Source organism: Saccharomonospora sp. CUA-673, from assembly GCF_001942305.1.
Lineage (GTDB): Bacteria > Actinomycetota > Actinomycetes > Mycobacteriales > Pseudonocardiaceae > Prauserella.
Genome location: NZ_MKKE01000033.1, coordinates 37,300 through 53,747, shown reverse-complemented (window position 1 = coordinate 53,747; position 16,448 = coordinate 37,300). Strand labels below are relative to the sequence as shown.

Genomic DNA, 16,448 nt, shown 5'->3' with positions numbered 1-16,448 from the left:
CCGAGTGGCAACACGTTCTCACTCACGACCGGCGGCGTCGTCGGCGGCGGCAATGCTCTGCGCGAGCCGGACGAACTCGCGTAGGCGCCGGGTCTCGCCGGCCGCCGGCCACACGATGCCGTACTCGATGGGCGGGGCGTCCGAGAACGGCACGTAGGCGATGTCGGGCCGCTGGTGGTAGCGGGTGCCCTGCGCACCGACCACCGCCACTCCCCTGGAAGCGCCGACCAGTGCGAGCAGCTCCTGCCGGGAGGTCACCACGTTGTGCCGCTCCAACGGGCTGCCGCTGGGTGTGCACGCCGGGACGTACCGATCGAGCAGGTAGCCCGGTGCCCCCGCCGGACCGATCACCGTCTCCCCCGCGAGGTCCTCCATCGTCACCGAATCGCGCCCGGCGAGGCGGTGCCGCGACGACACGGCGAGAAACCGTGGATCGCGCAGCAACACGCCGCCCTGCACGAGATCCGGTTCGTCCACAGGGGACTCGCACACCTGCAGGTCCAGCTCGCCGTTGCGCAACGGTTCGAGCAGATGGGAGATGTGCACCTCCCCCATCTCCACCTCGCAGTCCGGGTGGCGCGTGCGGAAGTCGTCGGCGATCCGCATGATGAGCTCCGCCACGAGCGGGCTGGAGAACCCGACCCGCAGCACTCCCTCCACGCCCCGGCCGGCCGCGGCGGCCCGCTCGAACCCGACATGGAGCCGGTCGAACGCCGGCCGCCATTCGTCGTGCAGCGCGCGGCCGATCGCGGTGAGCTCGACCCGCCTGCTGGTCCGGTCGAACAGCGGCGCGCCGATCTGGCGTTCGAGCTTCTTGATGGTCTGGCTGACCCGGGCGCCGGTCACTCCCAGCCGCTCCGCGGTGCGGCTGAAGTGCAGCTCGTCCGCGAGCGTCAGGAAGATCTCCACCTCGCGCAGTTCCACGCGGACCTCCACGGCTCGCCATCGCTAACCCACAGGTTAGCGATCATTGCGCACATCGTCGTTGTTCCGGCACCCGGGCGCCACCACTCTCACAAGTATGGGATCGGAAGAACGGACCTCATCCGCAACCGGCGCGATCCGCGTGGAGATCGTCCTGGACCTCATCTGCGTGTGGTCGTACCTGGCCTTCGCCCGCTTCCGGCGGACGCACCGCCGGTTCGGGGAGGACGGCGGGCGCACCGACGTGGCCATCCGCCCGTTCCAGGTCGATCCGGACGAGCCCGGCGGACGGTCCAAGCTGGCGCAGACGGAGGAAAACTTCGGCCCCGGGGCCGGTGAGGCGCTCGCCCGGATCAGCGCGCTCGCCGAGGCCGAGCACCTGCCGCTGGACTACAGCAGGGCGATCACCGCGAACACCTTCGAGGCGCACCGGCTCGTCGCGGCGGCTGCGCGCCGCGGACTGGCGGAGCCGATGGTCGAGCGGCTCTTCCGCGCGCACTTCGCCGAAGGACTCCACATCGGCGACCCGACGGTCCTCGACGCGATCGCCGACGAGCTCGGCGTCACCCGGCACGGCGCCAGCACCGACGAGTTGAGGGCCGAGCTGCGCAGCGTGCGCGACCAGGGAGTCACCGGCGTGCCCCGGTTCCGGTTCGGCGACCGGCCGGCGCTCACCGGAGCGCTGTCGGAGGACACGTTGTACGACGCGCTGACGCGCGAGCACGCCCTAACCGGCACCCGACCCCGGTGAGCGACACGACGTCTCGTCGCGTGGACACCGGCGCGCACACGGCTACGCGACGAGAAGGCCGCGCGGCGCAGGAGAAAGGCGGGACTCCCGTGACCACGAATGCCGAGCAGGCCGAGGAATCCGCGTCGGAGACCACGCGGGTTCCCGGTTCGCTGTGGCTGACCGCCGCAGTACTCTCGACCGGGTCGATGATGGCCGGGCTCGACACGTCGCTGGTCAACGTCGGGCTCGACACCATCAGCCGTAGCTCGGCGAGCCGCTCGCCTCGGCCCAGTGGATCAGCAGCGGCTACCTGGTTGCGCTCGCCGCGGCCCCGCCCGCCAGCGGGTGGTTCAGCCGCAGGTTCGGTGCGGGACGGTTGTGGCTGTGGTCGCTGGCGGCGTTCACGGTGGCCTCCGCGCTCTGCGCGATCGCCCCGACCGTTCCCACGCTCATCGCCGCGCGCGTGCTGCAGGGGCTGGCCGGCGGCTTGTTGATCCCGGCCGGCATGACCATCCTCGGTGAGGCCGCGGGTGGCGCGCGCATGGGCAGGGTGATCGCGATCTCCAGCGTCCCGGGGATCCTCGCGCCCGCATTCGGCCCGGCGGTGGGCGCACTGTTGATCGCCAGCCTCTCGTGGCCGTGGCTGTTCCTGGTGAACATCCCGGTCGGGCTCGCCGGTCTGCTCGCGGGTCTGCGCTGGGTGCCGCGCGGCGAGCGTGCCCAGGCGGGGCGACTGGACCTGGTGGGCCTCGGCCTGGTGTCGGTGGGACTGCCGCTCCTGGTGTTCGGCATCAGCAAGGCGGCGGAGACGCGCACGTTGACCGCATCGTCGTGGCTGCCGGTACTGGCGGGCGTCCTCACGCTGGCACTGTTCCTCCGGCGCTCACTGCGGACCCGCACGCCGCTGACCGACCTCCGCCTGTTCGTGAACCGGGTGTACGCCGCCGCGGCGGCCGAGATCTTCCTCGCCAGCGCGGTGCTGTTCGGCGGCCTGATCGTCATGCCGCTGTACTTCCAGATCCAGGCCCGGCAGGACATCGTGGACTCCGGCCTGCTGTTGATGGCCTTCAGTCTCGCCGCGGCGGCGACGTTCCCGGTCGGCGGCTGGCTCACCGACCGGTACAGCGGCGGCATCGTCACCGTGGCCGGACTGCTTCTGTCGCTCGCGAGCACCGTCCCGATGGCCCTGCTGCCCGCCGACGCCGACCTGGTGACCGTCGTGGTCCTGCAGATCCTCAGAGGAGTCGGCATGGCGCTGTCGGGATCGCCCGGTGTGTCCGCCGCACTCGCCAGCGTCCGGCGGGACCAGATGGCGGACGCGAGCACCCAGGTGAACACCTGGTCCCGGGTGGGCGGGGCCCTCGGCAGCGCCGTGTTCGTCGTGATCCTGGCGGGCTCGATGCCCGCAGGCGCCGAGCACGAGGCGATCGCCGACGCCTTCCGCACGACGTTCTGGTGGCTGAGCGCGGGCACCGTCCTCGCTCTGGCCGCGGCGGTATGGCTGACCGTCCGGCAACGGGGCACGACGGGACGGAGGTGAGGTGACGGTGTTGCCCCACCGCCACCTTGGTGCCATCATGGCACCATGAAGCGAATGAACCTCCGCGACGTACCGGACGACGTGTACGCCGCGCTCGCCGACGCCGCGGCTGCGAACCGCCAGTCCTTGTCGGCGTTTGTCGTTGACCGCCTCGCCGAGATCGCCGAGGTGACACGACTCGATGCCTACGTCGACTCCTACCAGCCGCCGCGCGGTAGCGGACTCACGATCGACGACGCGACAGCAGCAGTACGCGACGTGCGAGAGGCTTCATGAGCCTGGCCGTGGTCGACGCATCCGTGCTCGCGGCCTTCTACGCAGCCGACGACCCGCGGCGGGACAAGGTGGCCGACCGTTTGGCCGTCGGCGACGCCCTCTTCGCCCCCGCACATCTGGATGCCGAGGTCGTCTCCGCGTTACGCGGCATGGCGCGGCGCAGCCCCACCCTGCATTCCGCGGTACCTGCTGCACTGCAACACCTGGCGGGTTTCCCGATCCGACGAATGCCCCTCGCTCCCCTGCTGCCGCGCATCTGGGAGCTCCAGCACAACGTCACGCCATACGACGCCGCCTACGTTGCGTTGGCCGAACGTCTCGGTGGCCCACTGGTCACTGCCGACGGCAAGCTCGCCGCAGCAACCGGTCCGGGGTGCCACGTCGAACTCGTTGCCTGAGCCAGGCGGCATCGTCGTATTAGCGCGCGGTCAGGGGGTGTCGGTGGGTTCGAGGAGGGCGATGCATTCGACGTGGTGGGTCATGGGGAAGGCGTCGAAGGCGCGCAGGTCGCGGAGTCGGTAGCCGTGTCCGTGGAAGGTCGCCACGTCGCGGGCCAGCGCCGCCGGATCGCACGCCACGTACACCACCCGCGCGGGCCCCGCGGCGGCGATCGTCTCGACGACGGCGCCGCCGGCGCCCTTGCGCGGCGGGTCGAGCACCACGACGTCGGCGGCACTCTCCACAGTCGACAGAACGCGGTCGACGCGGCCGCAGTGCCACTGCACCTGCGGTAGATCGGCCAGAGTGGACTGTCCATCCCGGACGGCCCTGCGGCCCGACTCGATCGCCACCACCGAACCCTCGCCGCCGACCTGCCCGGCCAGCACGGACGCGAACAACCCGGCCCCGGCGTAGAGGTCCCACACCCGCCCGCCGGCAGGGGCGTCCGCCCACTGCGCGACGACCTCGGCGAACGTCGTCGCCGCCGCCGGGTGCACCTGCCAGAACCCGTGCGCGTCGACCCTCCACGTCCGCTCGGCCGCCTGCTCCACCGCGAGACCGCCCTGCAGCTGCTTCGGCCGCCCACCGGGCCGGATCTCGGCGACGTGCACCGTGTGCCGGGAGTCCTCGGTCACCTCGAACTCCGTGCCGGGACGGGCCGTCCGGGACAGGCCGGCCTCCGCGGCGCCGGCCATCGTGATCGGACAGTCGTCGAGGGCCACGACGTCGTGACTGCGGTGCGCGCGCAGACCGGGCCGTCCGTCGGCGCCGGTCACGAACCGCACCCGGCTGCGCCACCGCAGCCCGGGTTCCCGTTCGTCGAACGACTCGACCTCGACCGGCCACGACAGTCCTGCGAGCCGCTCGAGCTGCTCGGCCACGACCCGCGCCTTCAGCGCGCGTTGCGCCGGCATCGAGGCATGCTGCCAGTCGCACCCGCCGCACAGTCCCGGGCCGGACATCGGGCACGGCGGCTCGACCCGGTCGACCGAGCCCTCGAGGATCTCGACGGCGTCGGCGCGGCAGAACGACTTGCCGCGGTCGTCGGTGACCTCGGCCCGGACCCGCTCCCCCGGCAGCGCGTGGCGGACGAACACGACCCGCCCCTCGACGCGGGCGACGCAGTGTCCCCCGTGCGCCACGTCGCCGACCTCGAGTTCGAGCACACGGCCCGTCCAGTCCTCGCTCACTCGTCACCCTTCGACCGGCCCTCGCCGGTATCGCGACCGCCCCGCACGGGCGGTCTGCTGTCGGTCAGTCCACGCCGCACATCGCCCGCGGCCGGACGCGGCGCGTCCGGATCCCCGCGGCGCGTCCGCTGCTTCTGCTTCGACGACTCCAACTGCCACGGCACGCTCGTCACCATCACGCGCGACTGGAACAGCAGACGGGTCTTGAGCCGCAGCGCGCTCTGGTTGTGCAGCACCTGCTCCCACCAGTGGCCGACCACGTACTCGGGAATGAAGATCGTCACGACGTTGCGCGGGTTGTCGCCCCGCACGCGCCGGACGTAATCCAGCACCGGCTTCGTGATCTCGCGGTACGGCGACTCGACGACCTTCAGCGGCACGGTGAACTTACGCCGGTTCCACTCGTCGGTGAGCTTGCGGGTCTCGATGTCCTCGACGTTGACCGTCACGGCCTCCAGCACGTCCGGCTTCGTGGCTTTCGCGTAGGCCAGGGCGCGCAGGGTCGGTCGATGCAGCTGGGAGACCAGGACGATCGCGTGGTTGCGCGCGGGCAGGGTCACCTGCTCGCCCTCGACCTCCTTGATCTCCTCGGCCACCCGGTCGTAGTGCCGGCGGATGCCGCGCATCAGCAGGTACAGCCCGCCCATCGCGACGATGGAGATCCACGCGCCGGCCAGGAACTTGGTCACGAGCACGACGACGAGCACGCATCCCGTCATCGCCAGTCCGAAGCTGTTGATCACCTGGGCGCGGCGCATCTGCTGCCGCGCATGCGGATCGGTCTCGACGGCGAGCTTGCGGTTCCAGTGCCGGATCATCGCGCTCTGGCTGAGCACGAAGGCCACGAACACACCGACGATGTAGAGCTGGATGAGCTGCGTCACGTCGGCCTCGAACGCGACGACGAGCAGCATCGCGAGCCCGGCCAGGAACAGGATGCCGTTGCTGAACGCCAGCCGGTCGCCGCGCGTGTGCAGCTGCCGCGGCAGGAAGCGGTCCTGGGCGAGCTTCGAGGCGAGCACGGGGAAACCGTTGAACGCCGTGTTGGCGGCCAGCACGAGGATCAGGCCGGTGAAGAAGATGACGTACCAGACGGCCGGGGCGAACCCGCCGAACACGGCACCGGCGAGCTGGGCGACGAGGGTCTTCTGCTCGTAGCCCGCGGGCGCGCCGATGAGCTGGCTGTCCGGGTCCTCGGCCATGATCACGCCGGTGATGTTGGCCAGGAACAGCAGGCCCAGGAACATCGCCACGGCGAGGATGCCCATCAACAGCAGCGTCGTCGCCGCGTTCTTGCCCTTCGGCTTGCGGAACGCGGGCACGCCGTTGGCGATGGACTCGACGCCGGTCAGGGCCGCGCTGCCGGTGGAGAACGCGCGCAGCACGAGGAACGCCAACGCGATGCCGCCCAGGTGGTGTTCCTCGGCGGCCAGTTCGAAGCCGGCGCTCTCGGCGCGTACCTCGTCGCCCAGGAACACGGTGCGGGCGAAGCCCCAGGCGATCATGCCGAGAATGCCGACGAGGAACGCGTACGTCGGGATCGCGAACGCCGTGCCCGACTCGCGCACCCCGCGCAGGTTCACCGCCGTCAGCAGCACGATCGCCGCCACGCAGAACAGCACCTGGTGTTGGGACACCAGCGACACGACCGAGCCGATGTTGGCGGCCGCCGCGGCGATCGACACGGCCACCGTCAGCACGTAGTCGACGAGCAGCGCGCACGCCACGCCCAGACCCCACGTCGGGCCGTGGTTGACGGTCGCGACCTCGTAGTCGCCGCCGCCGGAGGTGTAGGCGCGCACGTTCTGCCGGTACGAGGCGACCACGGCGGCCATGACGAGGGCGACGACGAGACCGACCCACGGGCTGTAGACGTACGCCGAGGCGCCGGCGACCGACAGGACGAGGAGGATCTGTTCGGGTGCGTAGGCCACACTCGACATGGGGTCCGAGGCGAACACCGGCAGCGCGATGCGCTTCGGCAGTCGGGTGTGCGCCAGGCGATCGCTCCGGAACGGACGACCCAGCAGCAACCGTTTCGTCGCGGTGGCGAACTTGGACACCCGAGAAGGGTAATAGCCGACCAGGTAGGTTCTGCGCAGTCGCCGGTCGACGGCAAGCCGACACCGGTCAGCAGGACACAGACTGGGCACAGACCGGGCGCGAACCGGGCACACACGAGGAGGCATCGGGCACCGTGCACGTGGTGATCATGGGCTGTGGCCGCGTGGGTGCGTCGCTGGCCACCGCCCTCGAGCGGCTCGGCCACGACGTCGCCGTGGTCGACCGCGACCAGGAGTCGTTCCGCAGGCTCGGCAGCGACTTCCACGGTCAGCAGGTCGTCGGCATGGGCTTCGACCGGCACGTCCTCGAGGAGGCCGGCATCGAACGGGCCGGTGCGTTCGCGGCCGTGTCCAGCGGCGACAACTCCAACATCATCTCCGCGCGCGTGGCCAGGGAGCTGTTCGACGTCGAACACGTCGTGGCGCGCATCTACGACCACAAGCGCGCCGCCGTGTACGAACGGCTCGGCATCCCCACGATCGCCACTGTGCCGTGGACGACCGACCGGTTCCTGCGCACCCTGCTGCCCGACACGGTGGCCGCGTCGTGGCGCGATCCGACGGGCACGGTGGCATTGCTGCCGTTGCCGCTGCACGAGGACTGGATCGGCCGCACGGTGCGCCAGATCGAACGCGCCGCCGGGGTGCGGGTGTCGTTCGTGATGCGGTTCGGCACGGGCGTTCTGCCCGACGCCAAGACGATCCTGCAGGCAGGCGACGAGGTGTACGTCGCCGCCCATTCCGGCACGGTCAGCGAGGTCACGGCCGTGGCCGCCCGCCCGCCCGAGGAGGACGACTAGATGCGCGTCGCGATCGCCGGTGCCGGCGCGGTGGGCCGTTCCATCGCCGCCGAGCTCATCGACTCCGGGCACGCCGTGCTGCTCATCGAACGGCTGTCGCACCAGTTCACCCCGGAGGTCGTCGAGGAGGCCGAGTGGGTTCTCGGCGACGCCTGCGAGATGTCGACGCTGGAGCTCCGGCATCGAACGCTGCGACGTCTCATCGCCGCGACCGGCGACGACAAGGCCAACCTCGTCATCGCGTTGCTGGCCAAGACCGAGTTCGCCGTGCAACGCGTGGTGGCGCGGGTGAACAACCCGGCCAACGAGTGGCTGTTCAACGACAGCTGGGGTGTCGACGTGGCCGTCTCGACGCCGCGGATGCTCGCCGCGATGGTCGAGGAGGCGGTCAACGTCGGCGACCTGGTGCGCCTGATGACGTTCCGTAAGAGCCAGTCGAATCTCGTCGAGCTGACCCTGCCCGACGAGACGCCGCTGGCCGGCACGCCGGTGCAGCAGTTGCACCTGCCGAAGGACGCCGCGCTCGTGGCGATCCTGCGCGGCGAGCGCGTGATCGTGCCCCAGCCGGACGACCCGGTGGAGGGCGGCGACGAGCTGTTGTTCGTGGCCTCCACCGACGTCGAACCGGAGCTGCGCGCGGCGCTCGGCCGCGAGGAACGCCGCTAGCGGCTGCCCGGGCCCCGGAGTACGCCGCGGGCCCGGTTCAGCCTGCGGCGGGACGGTCGTACTTGGCGCGGAGTTCGGCCTCGATCTCGGCGTCGCTGCGCGCGGCGGCCGCACGGACCTCCTTGAGCCGCGCGTCCGAACGACGCACCGCCCACACGACCACGAGCAGCGCCAGGCCCCACAGCGGATAGCCCATGGCGATCTTCGCGAAGGCGAGCCAGCCGGTCTGGTCCTCGTCGTAGAGCCACCGCTGCACGACGAACCGGGCGGCGAACACCGAGCCAGCGCGATGGTGGCGATGTCGTAGCCGCGCAGGGACGGCTTGTCCTTGCGCCAGTCCATGCCGGTGCCGTTGAGCGCGTTCCACACCACGCCGGCCAGCGGCCAGCGCACCAGCACCGACACCATCAGCACGCCGAAGTAGACGACCGAGGTCCAGATGCCGAACAGGAAGAACCCACGCGCCTCCCCTGTGCGGTAGGCGATGAACGCGGCGATGCCGACGCCGAGCAGACCGGAGATCGCCGGCTGCAGCGGCTGCTTGCGCACGATCCGCACCACGGTGATCGCCACGGCGCTGCCGACGGCGATCCAGATGCCCGGCATGAGCCCGAAGATCGTGTTGGCGATGACGAACACGACCACGGGGACACCGGAGTAGAGCAGTCCGGACACGCCGCCCATCTGCTCGAGCATCGTCGGCTGCCGGTTCTCGTCCGACGGCGCCGTGTCGGTCGATGCAGTGCCGGTCGGTGCAGTGCCGGTCGGTGTTGCGCCCGACTCGGAGGTTTCGGACTCGCCGGGGGCGCCGATGCGGTCGGACGGGCGGTCGGGCTCAGTCACGCGGGAACTCTCCGGATCGGGTGCGAAAGGTCTGCGAACGTCCTACGTCGGCTGCAGCAGCTCGTAGTACGGGTTGTACAGCACCTTACGGCCATCCCGCTCGGCCATGCGGCCGCGGGCTTTGATCGTCCGGCCGGGTTCGATACCCGGAATCCGCCTGCGTCCGAGCCACACGAGCGTCACCTCGTCGGTGCCGTCGAACAGCTCGGCCTCCAACGTGGCGGCCTCGTTGGCGGGGCACATCTCGACGCTGCGGAGCCGTCCGACGACGGTCGCCTCTTCCCCGCACCGGCAGTCGCACGCCCGCTGGGCGCCGCTGGCCTCGGATTTCTCGGAGAGATCGTCGGCGTCGAGTGTGTCGACATCGCTGGTGAGCTTCTTGACCAACCGGCTGAAGTAGCCGCCCTCTTTGGCGGGCATAGCGCCTGCTCCTGTGCTGTCCGAGGGCCCCCGACTGTGTTTCACGGCCCGTGCTTCAAGCGTATCTCCCGTGCAGGCCCAGGAAATCCGACGGAGGTGGTTTATCGCAACGTGACCTGCGTTATGCCCGATCGTGGTCGCCGCCAGCCGGCCGGGAAGATGATCCGCGTGCCCGTTCCGTCCTCCACCACGCCAGGCCCCCATGTCTCCGGCCCGCACGTCGTCGTCCTGCCCGGCACGGGCTCGGACGAGGTCTTCGCCCGCCGCGTGTTCGGCCCCGCGGTCGCCGAGCTCGACGGCGTGCTGCACGCCCCGCGCCCGGCATCCGGTTCGGCGTTGGTGCGCGAGCTGCTGACCGCGCTGGACACCGCGGCGTCGCGCACCGCCGCGCCGCTCCTGGTCGGCGGCGTGTCGTTGGGTGCGCACGTCGCCGCCGAATGGGCGCTGCGCAACGCCGAGCGCTGTGCCGGGGTCCTCGCCGTGCTGCCCGCGTGGAACGCCTCCCCCGACGACCACCCAGGCGGACCCGCCGGCGCGGCTCCCGCGGCGACCGCCGCGCGGGCGTCCGCGGACCTGATCGAACGCCACGGGCTCGAGGAGGCCCTGCGGCTGTCCACCGACGGCGTGCCGGCCTGGCTCGCCGACGAGCTGTCCCGGGCGTGGCGCCGTCACGGCGACGGCCTCGCCGCCGGTCTGCGCACCGCCGCGGGACATGCCGCGCCCACGCTCGAGCAGTTGCGCGGATGCCGCGTGCCGGTCGGGATCGTGGCCTGCGTCGACGATCCGGTGCATCCGGTGTCGGTGGCCCGCGCGTGGGCCGAGGCGCTCCCCCACGCCCGCGTGCACGAGACGACGTTGGCCGCGTTCGGCGCCGATCCGGCCCTCGCCGGCCGCGCCGCGGCGGCCGCCTGGCGCGCCGCCGCCGACCACCGGTCGCGCTGAGCCCGCGCGGCGTCGGCGCGGCCGTCAGCCCTTCGCGGCCTGCTGGTCGGCGATGTGCTGGGCGACCTGTTCGGGCAGGCGGACCGGAAGCGGGGTGCGCACCGGCATCGGCGCGTCGCCGCGGGCGACGATCGTGCCGCGCACGATGGCCCGCAGCGCTGCCGGAGCCGCGGAGGCCTGGGTCTGCGGACCGGCGATCACGCCGCGCAGCATCCACCGCGGGCCGTCGACGCCCACGAACCGCAACGCCATCTCGCCGACGACGGCCGAGAGCTCCATGCCCCACTCGCCGCGGCCCAGCGACACCTTCGCGCCGTCGGAGCGCAGCTGTTCGGCCAGCTCCTCGCTGACCGAACGCCACTGGCCACCCGAGCGCGGCGCCGCGTAGGCGCTGACGGTGACCTGGCCCTGCGGCACCACGATGTGCACGGCCCGCACGTTGCCGCTCTGCTGGTCCATCTCGACCTGCACCTGGGAGCCCTCCGGCACGGGCACGCGCACCGACCCCAGGTCCATCCGCGCGAGCCCGTCGTCGGGCGCGTCGGCCTCGTCGTACGGTCCGCTGCCGCCGTCGACCCGGTCGTCGTCGGCGTCGTCGATCTCGTCGTCGGCGTCATCGAGCGCGGCGGCCGCCGTGTCCTCCTCGACGTCCGCTTCCTCCGCGCGACGGCGCTTCCGTCCGAAAATCCCCACTAGTTCTCCGTTCCCAGGGTCGCGTGCCCGCCTGTGGAACCGTAGCCGCTCGCGCCGCGTTCGGTGGACTCCAACTCGGCCACTTCCACGAACTCGGCCTGCGCGACCTGCTGCACGATCAGCTGAGCGATCCGGTCCCCCCGCTCCAGCTCGACCGGCGCCACCGGGTCCAGGTTCACCAGACACACCTTGATCTCGCCGCGGTACCCGCGTCGATGGTGCCCGGCGTGTTGACGATCGACAGACCGACGCGGGCCGCCAGCCCCGACCGGGGATGCACGAAACCCGCGTACCCCGGGGGCAGGGCGATCGCCACGCCCGTCCCGACCACGGCCCGCTGCCCCGGCGCGAGCACCACGTCCTCGGCGGTCACGAGATCGGCTCCGGCGTCTCCCGGCCGCGCGTACGACGGCACCGGGACCTCGGGATCGATGCGGGTAAGCAGGACCTGAACGCTGGACACGGCTGGCGAGACTACCCTGGACCCGTGAGCACGAGTGCAGGCGCGCGGTCCCCCGAACCGCAAACGGACGAGACGGACACGCCCGCGGCGAACACCGCACCCACCCGGTTCGCCGAACGGCTGTACATGGCGTGGTGGGGCTGGCCGCTGCCGCTGATCGGCGCGGCGCTGCTGGCGGCCGAGATCCACATGGGCTACCCGGGCGTGCGCGCCTGGCTGCCCTACGTGCTCCTGCTGCCGCTCGCGGTCGCGCTGATGCTCCGCCTGGGCAAGTTGCGGATCGCCGTCACCGGCGGTACCGACCCCGAGCTGTGGGTGGGCACAGCGCACCTGCCGCTGCGCTACATCGGCGCGGTCGACGTCGTCGGCTCCGAGGGCAAGCGCAAGGCGCTCGGCCCCGAGCTGGACCCGGCCGCCTTCGTCGTCAACCGCGGCTGGATCCCCACCCTCGTGCGGATCGAGGTCGTCGACCCCGAGGACCCGACGCCGTACTGGGTCGTCTCGACGCGCCGCCCCGAGCAACTGGCCGAGCTGCTCCGGGAGGGCAGGCCCGCCGACGTCGTCGACCCCGACCCCGCCGAGGTGGACATCGACCCCCGCTGACCGAGCCCACTCGGACACGACAACGGCGAGGGCCGGGTGATGCGGTGCATCACCCGGCCCTCGCCGTTGTTCTCCGTGTCAGCCCGTCGGGCACCCCGTGTCGGCCTGCCCGACGCCTGTTCGCTGCTGCCGGTCTCCCGCCGCGCGTCACCCCTCACCACGCGGCCCGGCCGGCCCGGTCGGGCCGGCACGGGTGGTCGGGTCACGCGCAGTCGCGACAGATCAGCTGCGAACCCGCCTCGTCGGCGAGCCTGCTGCGGTGGTGCACCAGGAAGCACACGGAACACGTGAACTCGTCCGCCTGCTTCGGAACAACCTTGACGGTCAGGTCCTCGCCAGACAGTCCCGAGAGGTCCGCACCGGGAAGCTCGAAGTTCTCGGCACTCGCGTCCTCGTCGACGTCGACGACACCGGACTGGGTCTCGTTGCGCCGCGCCTTCAGTTCCTCCAACGAGTCTTCGGCGAGCTCGTCCGCCTCACTGCGGCGCGGAGCGTCGTAGTCGGTCGCCATTGTCCTTCACCCCTGCGATCAGCATTTCTCTCGATACGTGGACACCGGAATGGCCCTTCCGGTAAATCCCCGCTTCCGCCGGTCAACGTCCCAGCGCCTGTGTTTGTGCCCGGGAAAAAAGTGAGTGTCGTCTCGTCTCTGTTGCCAGATCGTCACTCGGCTCCACTGCCCGGGAGCCCGGAGAGGGTAGCCCACGGCGTACCCGACGCCGAACCAGGTCACCCCCGCCACGCCCCATGTCACTCGGGCGGGGCATTTGACATCGGCCGCGTCGGGTTACCCCAATATCCGCCGGATCAACGCACCGACCGGCGACGATCGGCACCCCGTCACGAGCGCACCGCTGGCACCCGGCCGGCGAACGTGACGGTAAGCACGAACAACCGGAAAGACGACCCTCTTCGTGTCACACGATCGGGGGGTTACGCGTCACACCACGTGTCAGGGTTCATCTCCATGCCACAGCCGGCGTGGTGACATGAGGCCGCAGTGCCACCCATGGCATCGACCGGCACCCCGCGATCCGACGCCGGACACGGCGGGTCGCGACAGGTGCCGCCGCTGTAACGCCTAGGCTGCTCAGCGGCGACAATGACGGTAGTTGGGCGGGGATCGACGAAGGGACGGCGCAGTGGTGTCGGGGACCGGTGGCTTTCGGAGAAGCCGTGTGAGGCCGTACCGGAAGCACAAGCCCCTGCCCGCGCTCATCGTGGTGGCGGTGCTGGGCATCACCGCCTCGGTGATCTGGATCAACGCGGTGTCCAACACCGTCGACCTCGAAGAGGCGATGCGCTGCACGCCGTCCGCGCAGCCGCCCGAGGGCGTGACCTACGACCCGCAGCCCTACGACGCGCTCTCCACCACCCAGCCCGCCCCGCCGCAGCACGTGAACGTGCAGGTGCTCAACGCCAGCGGCCTGCGCGGCGAGGCGGGGATGACGAGCATGGCGCTCGAGCAGCTCGGCTTCACCCAGGTCCAGGACCCCGGCAACGACGAGGCGTTCCCGAAGGGCGAGGCCGTCTGCCACGGGCAGGTGCGCTACGGCACCAACGGCGAGGCCGCGGCCCGCACCCTCCGCCTCATCGACCCGTGCCTGCAACTGGTCGAGGACGGCCGCCAGGACGCCACCGTCGACCTCGCCATCGGCACCGGCTTCAACGACGTCCGCCCCACCAGCGAGGCCCTCGACGTGCTCGAGCAGCTCAAGAAGCCGGATCAGAGCGCCGAGGGCGGCAGCGAGCAGTCCGCGGGCGGCGAGGGCGCGCAGGCCAACGGCGGCAGCTCCCTCATCGACCAGGAACTGCTCGACAAGACCGTCGCCGAACACTGCTGAACCGGCCCGAAGCACCGAGCCCGAAGCACCGAGCCCGAGGCGCCGACTCGAGGCGACACAGCGGGAGGCGACACAGTGTCCCCGGACGACTGCTCGGGCGGCCCGGCTCGGCCGGCTCAGATGTCGCGCACCCCGAGCTCCAGCACCATCGCGCGCAGCTCGTCGGCGATCGACGGGGCAGCGGCGAACGTGCCGTCCTCGCCCAGTTCCGGATCCTCGCCGGGTACCGACACCACCGCGCCGGCCTCCCGCGCCACGAGCGCACCCGCGGCCCAATCCCAACGCGACAGACCGTGCTCGACGAAGGCATCGGTCCAGCCCGCGCCCACGTGGCACAGATCGAGCGAGGCGGCGCCGGCGCAGCGGATGTCGCGCACGTGGCCGGCCAGCCCCGACACCATCGCCGCCTGCCGGCGCCTGCGCTCGGGCAGGTAGGCGAACCCGGTACCCAGCAACGTCATGTCGAGCCCGCTCGGCTCCGACACGGCCAGCCGGCGCCCGTCCAGCCACGCCCCGCCGCCGCGCACGGCCGTCCAGCGCCGCCGACTCACCGGCTCGACGACCACGCCCGCGACCGACTCACCGTCGATCTGCGCGGCCAGCGACACCGCGAAGTGCGGCGCCCCGTAGAGGAAGTTCACGGTGCCGTCGATCGGGTCGACGACCCAGGTGACCGCGTCGGCGCCGGTGCCGGCCTCGCCGCCGGCCTCCTCGCCCAGCACGGCATCGCCGGGACGCAGCTGCGCGAGCCGGTCCCGCACGAGCTGCTCGGAGGCCACGTCCACCGCGGTGACGACGTCCGTGCGGTGACTCTTGGACTGCACGTCCACGGCGGTCCCGTCGAGCATCTTGGTGCGTTCGGCGGCGACGAACTCGGCCGCCTCGACCGCGACCTTCTCGGCCACCTCCAGCAGGGCGGCATACGGGAGGGCGGATCCGGCGTTCGTCTGTTCAGCAGCGTTCACACCGCCTATAGGAACACACCGGCCTGCGGTCTCCCGCTACAGTCTCCGGCCAGGAATCTGAATCGAACAGGAAGGGGCGACGCCGATGACGGCGACGCGGGGGTTCGGCATCGATGTCGGTGGCACCGGGATCAAGGGTGCGCTCGTCGACCTCGACACGGGTGAGTTCATCGGCGACCGGCTGCGCATCGAGACGCCGCATCCGGCGACCCCCGAGGCCGTGGCCGACGTCGTGGCCGAGATCGTCGAGCACTTCGAGTGGGACGGTCCGCTCGGTGTGACGTTGCCGGCCGTGGTCAAGAAGGGCATCGCGCAGACCGCGGCCAACATCGATCCCAGCTGGATCGGCACGGACGCCGATGCGCTGTTCGCCAAGCGGCTCGGCCGCTCCCGCGAGGACGTCGCCATGCTCAACGACGCCGACGCCGCGGGCATGGCGGAGATGCGCTTCGGCGACCCCGCGGCCCGGCAGGGCGTCACGGCGCTGCTGACCTTCGGCACCGGGATCGGCAGCGCGCTGTTCGACGACGGCAAGCTCACACCCAACACCGAGTTCGGGCACATCGAGGTCGACGGCCACGACGCCGAGACACGGGCGGCAGCCTCTGCCAAGGAACGCGAGGAGCTCTCGTACGAGCAGTGGGCGGTCCGCGTCGATCGTTACCTGACCGTGTTGGAGAACCTGATCTGGCCCGATCTGTTCATCGTCGGGGGCGGCGTGAGCAAGAAAGCACACAAATGGGTACCTCTGCTGACGAATCGGACACCGGTCGTGGCGGCGTCGTTGCAGAACAACGCCGGGATCGTCGGTGCGGCGGCCGCGGCCGCCGAGGGCATCGAGCCCTGAGCGGACCGGGGACCCAACCCCTGGTCGAGCGCGGACCGGACCGCTCCGCACGCGCACCAGCCCGGGAGGGCCCGGGCGTGACGGGCCTGTTGCGCCCGTGCTCGCCGGTGTTTCCGACGCGAAAAACGTGATCGCTCGCCGACTCTGAGCGGTGACGTCGTTACAATGGAACACGGCCCTCGACTGCGGGACTCG

Annotated in this window: 16 protein-coding genes and 3 pseudogenes; 10 read left to right on the top strand and 9 right to left on the bottom strand. The window is 71.3% G+C overall.

The window, feature by feature from the left end; translation table 11 throughout:
• Window positions 1–18: 18 nt before the first annotated feature.
• Window positions 19–924 (bottom strand): LysR family transcriptional regulator, encoded by a 906-nt coding sequence (locus BJF85_RS15490; RefSeq protein WP_187346925.1) that lies wholly within the window; start codon window positions 922–924, stop codon window positions 19–21.
• A 142-nt stretch (window positions 925–1,066) separates the two neighbouring features.
• On the opposite strand from BJF85_RS15490, the gene BJF85_RS15485 reads away from it, so the two are divergent.
• The 4 genes and pseudogenes from BJF85_RS15485 (at window position 1,067) to BJF85_RS15470 (ending at window position 3,871) form a co-directional block, all read left to right on the top strand.
• Window positions 1,067–1,675 carry a DsbA family protein gene (locus tag BJF85_RS15485; RefSeq protein WP_158056962.1) on the top strand — a complete coding sequence of 203 codons (609 nt, stop codon included), beginning with the start codon at window positions 1,067–1,069 and terminating at the stop codon, window positions 1,673–1,675.
• A gap of 262 nt (window positions 1,676–1,937) precedes the next feature.
• Window positions 1,938–3,197: pseudogene (locus BJF85_RS15480) on the top strand (DHA2 family efflux MFS transporter permease subunit); the annotation flags it as partial.
• 45 nt (window positions 3,198–3,242) lie between these two features.
• Window positions 3,243–3,473 carry a hypothetical protein gene (locus BJF85_RS15475; protein WP_139320657.1) on the top strand — a complete coding sequence of 77 codons (231 nt, stop codon included), beginning with the start codon at window positions 3,243–3,245 and terminating at the stop codon, window positions 3,471–3,473.
• A complete protein-coding gene (locus BJF85_RS15470) occupies window positions 3,470–3,871 on the top strand; it encodes a type II toxin-antitoxin system VapC family toxin (protein ID WP_083666434.1) in 402 nt (133 codons plus the stop codon). Before BJF85_RS15475 ends, BJF85_RS15470 begins: the two co-directional genes overlap by 4 nt.
• A gap of 30 nt (window positions 3,872–3,901) precedes the next feature.
• Here BJF85_RS15470 and BJF85_RS15465 read toward each other — a convergent pair whose 3' ends face one another.
• Together BJF85_RS15465 and BJF85_RS15460 are read right to left on the bottom strand one after the other, a co-directional pair.
• Entirely contained in the window at window positions 3,902–5,104 is a 1,203-nt protein-coding gene (locus BJF85_RS15465; protein ID WP_075848448.1) for a class I SAM-dependent RNA methyltransferase, read from the bottom strand.
• The gene (locus tag BJF85_RS15460; protein WP_075848446.1) at window positions 5,101–7,167 is read right to left on the bottom strand and encodes an APC family permease; all 2,067 of its coding nucleotides are present in this window, start codon (window positions 7,165–7,167) and stop codon (window positions 5,101–5,103) included. The genes BJF85_RS15465 and BJF85_RS15460 overlap by 4 nt, the downstream gene beginning before the upstream one ends.
• A gap of 134 nt (window positions 7,168–7,301) precedes the next feature.
• Between BJF85_RS15460 and BJF85_RS15455 the strand changes: the two genes are divergently transcribed.
• Together BJF85_RS15455 and BJF85_RS15450 are read left to right on the top strand one after the other, a co-directional pair.
• Window positions 7,302–7,967, top strand: coding sequence for a TrkA family potassium uptake protein (locus tag BJF85_RS15455; RefSeq protein ID WP_075848444.1), 666 nt, complete (start codon window positions 7,302–7,304; stop codon window positions 7,965–7,967).
• Window positions 7,968–8,633, top strand: coding sequence for a TrkA family potassium uptake protein (locus BJF85_RS15450; RefSeq protein ID WP_075848442.1), 666 nt, complete (start codon window positions 7,968–7,970; stop codon window positions 8,631–8,633).
• A 37-nt stretch (window positions 8,634–8,670) separates the two neighbouring features.
• Here the strand turns inward: BJF85_RS15450 and BJF85_RS15445 are convergent.
• Both BJF85_RS15445 and BJF85_RS15440 read right to left on the bottom strand, forming a co-directional pair.
• Window positions 8,671–9,329: pseudogene (locus tag BJF85_RS15445) on the bottom strand (DUF3159 domain-containing protein).
• 189 nt (window positions 9,330–9,518) lie between these two features.
• Window positions 9,519–9,896, bottom strand: coding sequence for an OB-fold nucleic acid binding domain-containing protein (locus tag BJF85_RS15440; protein ID WP_075848440.1), 378 nt, complete (start codon window positions 9,894–9,896; stop codon window positions 9,519–9,521).
• A 168-nt stretch (window positions 9,897–10,064) separates the two neighbouring features.
• Here BJF85_RS15440 and BJF85_RS15435 point away from each other — a divergent pair, with 168 nt between their 5' ends.
• Window positions 10,065–10,838: an alpha/beta fold hydrolase gene (locus BJF85_RS15435; protein WP_075848727.1), complete on the top strand. Its 774-nt coding sequence runs from the start codon at window positions 10,065–10,067 to the stop codon at window positions 10,836–10,838.
• Window positions 10,839–10,862: 24 nt separating this feature from the next.
• On the opposite strand, the gene BJF85_RS15430 is transcribed toward BJF85_RS15435, so the two are convergent.
• Together BJF85_RS15430 and dut are read right to left on the bottom strand one after the other, a co-directional pair.
• Window positions 10,863–11,531 (bottom strand): DUF3710 domain-containing protein, encoded by a 669-nt coding sequence (locus BJF85_RS15430; RefSeq protein ID WP_075848438.1) that lies wholly within the window; start codon window positions 11,529–11,531, stop codon window positions 10,863–10,865.
• Window positions 11,531–11,994 (bottom strand): annotated as a pseudogene (dut, locus tag BJF85_RS15425) (dUTP diphosphatase). The gene BJF85_RS15430 and the pseudogene dut overlap by 1 nt, the downstream one beginning before the upstream one ends.
• A 24-nt stretch (window positions 11,995–12,018) precedes the next feature.
• On the opposite strand from dut, the gene BJF85_RS15420 reads away from it, so the two are divergent.
• Window positions 12,019–12,597 (top strand): DUF3093 domain-containing protein, encoded by a 579-nt coding sequence (locus BJF85_RS15420; RefSeq protein ID WP_255375666.1) that lies wholly within the window; start codon window positions 12,019–12,021, stop codon window positions 12,595–12,597.
• 202 nt (window positions 12,598–12,799) lie between these two features.
• Here the strand turns inward: BJF85_RS15420 and BJF85_RS15415 are convergent, their stop codons facing one another.
• The gene (locus BJF85_RS15415; protein ID WP_075848436.1) at window positions 12,800–13,108 is read right to left on the bottom strand and encodes a DUF4193 domain-containing protein; all 309 of its coding nucleotides are present in this window, start codon (window positions 13,106–13,108) and stop codon (window positions 12,800–12,802) included.
• 667 nt (window positions 13,109–13,775) lie between these two features.
• Between BJF85_RS15415 and cei the strand changes: the two genes are divergently transcribed.
• Complete coding sequence (gene cei / locus BJF85_RS15410) at window positions 13,776–14,441, top strand: envelope integrity protein Cei (protein WP_255375665.1); 666 nt, start codon at window positions 13,776–13,778, stop codon at window positions 14,439–14,441.
• Between the two features lie 116 nt (window positions 14,442–14,557).
• Here the strand turns inward: cei and BJF85_RS15405 are convergent, their stop codons facing one another.
• Window positions 14,558–15,406 carry an inositol monophosphatase gene (locus BJF85_RS15405; RefSeq protein WP_369822187.1) on the bottom strand — a complete coding sequence of 283 codons (849 nt, stop codon included), beginning with the start codon at window positions 15,404–15,406 and terminating at the stop codon, window positions 14,558–14,560.
• An 85-nt stretch (window positions 15,407–15,491) separates the two neighbouring features.
• On the opposite strand from BJF85_RS15405, the gene ppgK reads away from it, so the two are divergent.
• On the top strand, window positions 15,492–16,253 hold the full coding sequence (ppgK, locus tag BJF85_RS15400; protein WP_075848432.1) for a polyphosphate--glucose phosphotransferase: 762 nt from the start codon (window positions 15,492–15,494) through the stop codon (window positions 16,251–16,253).
• The last annotated feature ends 195 nt before the right edge of the window (window positions 16,254–16,448 follow it).

What these genes read in the sequence shown, in the direction of transcription:
- BJF85_RS15440 (WP_075848440.1), bottom strand. Translation starts at nt 9,896, where the DNA reads ATGCCCGCCAAAGAGGGCGGCTACTTCAGCCGGTTGGTCAAGAAGCTC.
- ppgK (WP_075848432.1), top strand. Translation starts at nt 15,492, where the DNA reads ATGACGGCGACGCGGGGGTTCGGCATCGATGTCGGTGGCACCGGGATC.
- BJF85_RS15475 (WP_139320657.1), top strand. Translation starts at nt 3,243, where the DNA reads ATGAAGCGAATGAACCTCCGCGACGTACCGGACGACGTGTACGCCGCG.
- BJF85_RS15470 (WP_083666434.1), top strand. Translation starts at nt 3,470, where the DNA reads ATGAGCCTGGCCGTGGTCGACGCATCCGTGCTCGCGGCCTTCTACGCA.
- BJF85_RS15450 (WP_075848442.1), top strand. Translation starts at nt 7,968, where the DNA reads ATGCGCGTCGCGATCGCCGGTGCCGGCGCGGTGGGCCGTTCCATCGCC.
- BJF85_RS15415 (WP_075848436.1), bottom strand. Translation starts at nt 13,108, where the DNA reads ATGGCGACCGACTACGACGCTCCGCGCCGCAGTGAGGCGGACGAGCTC.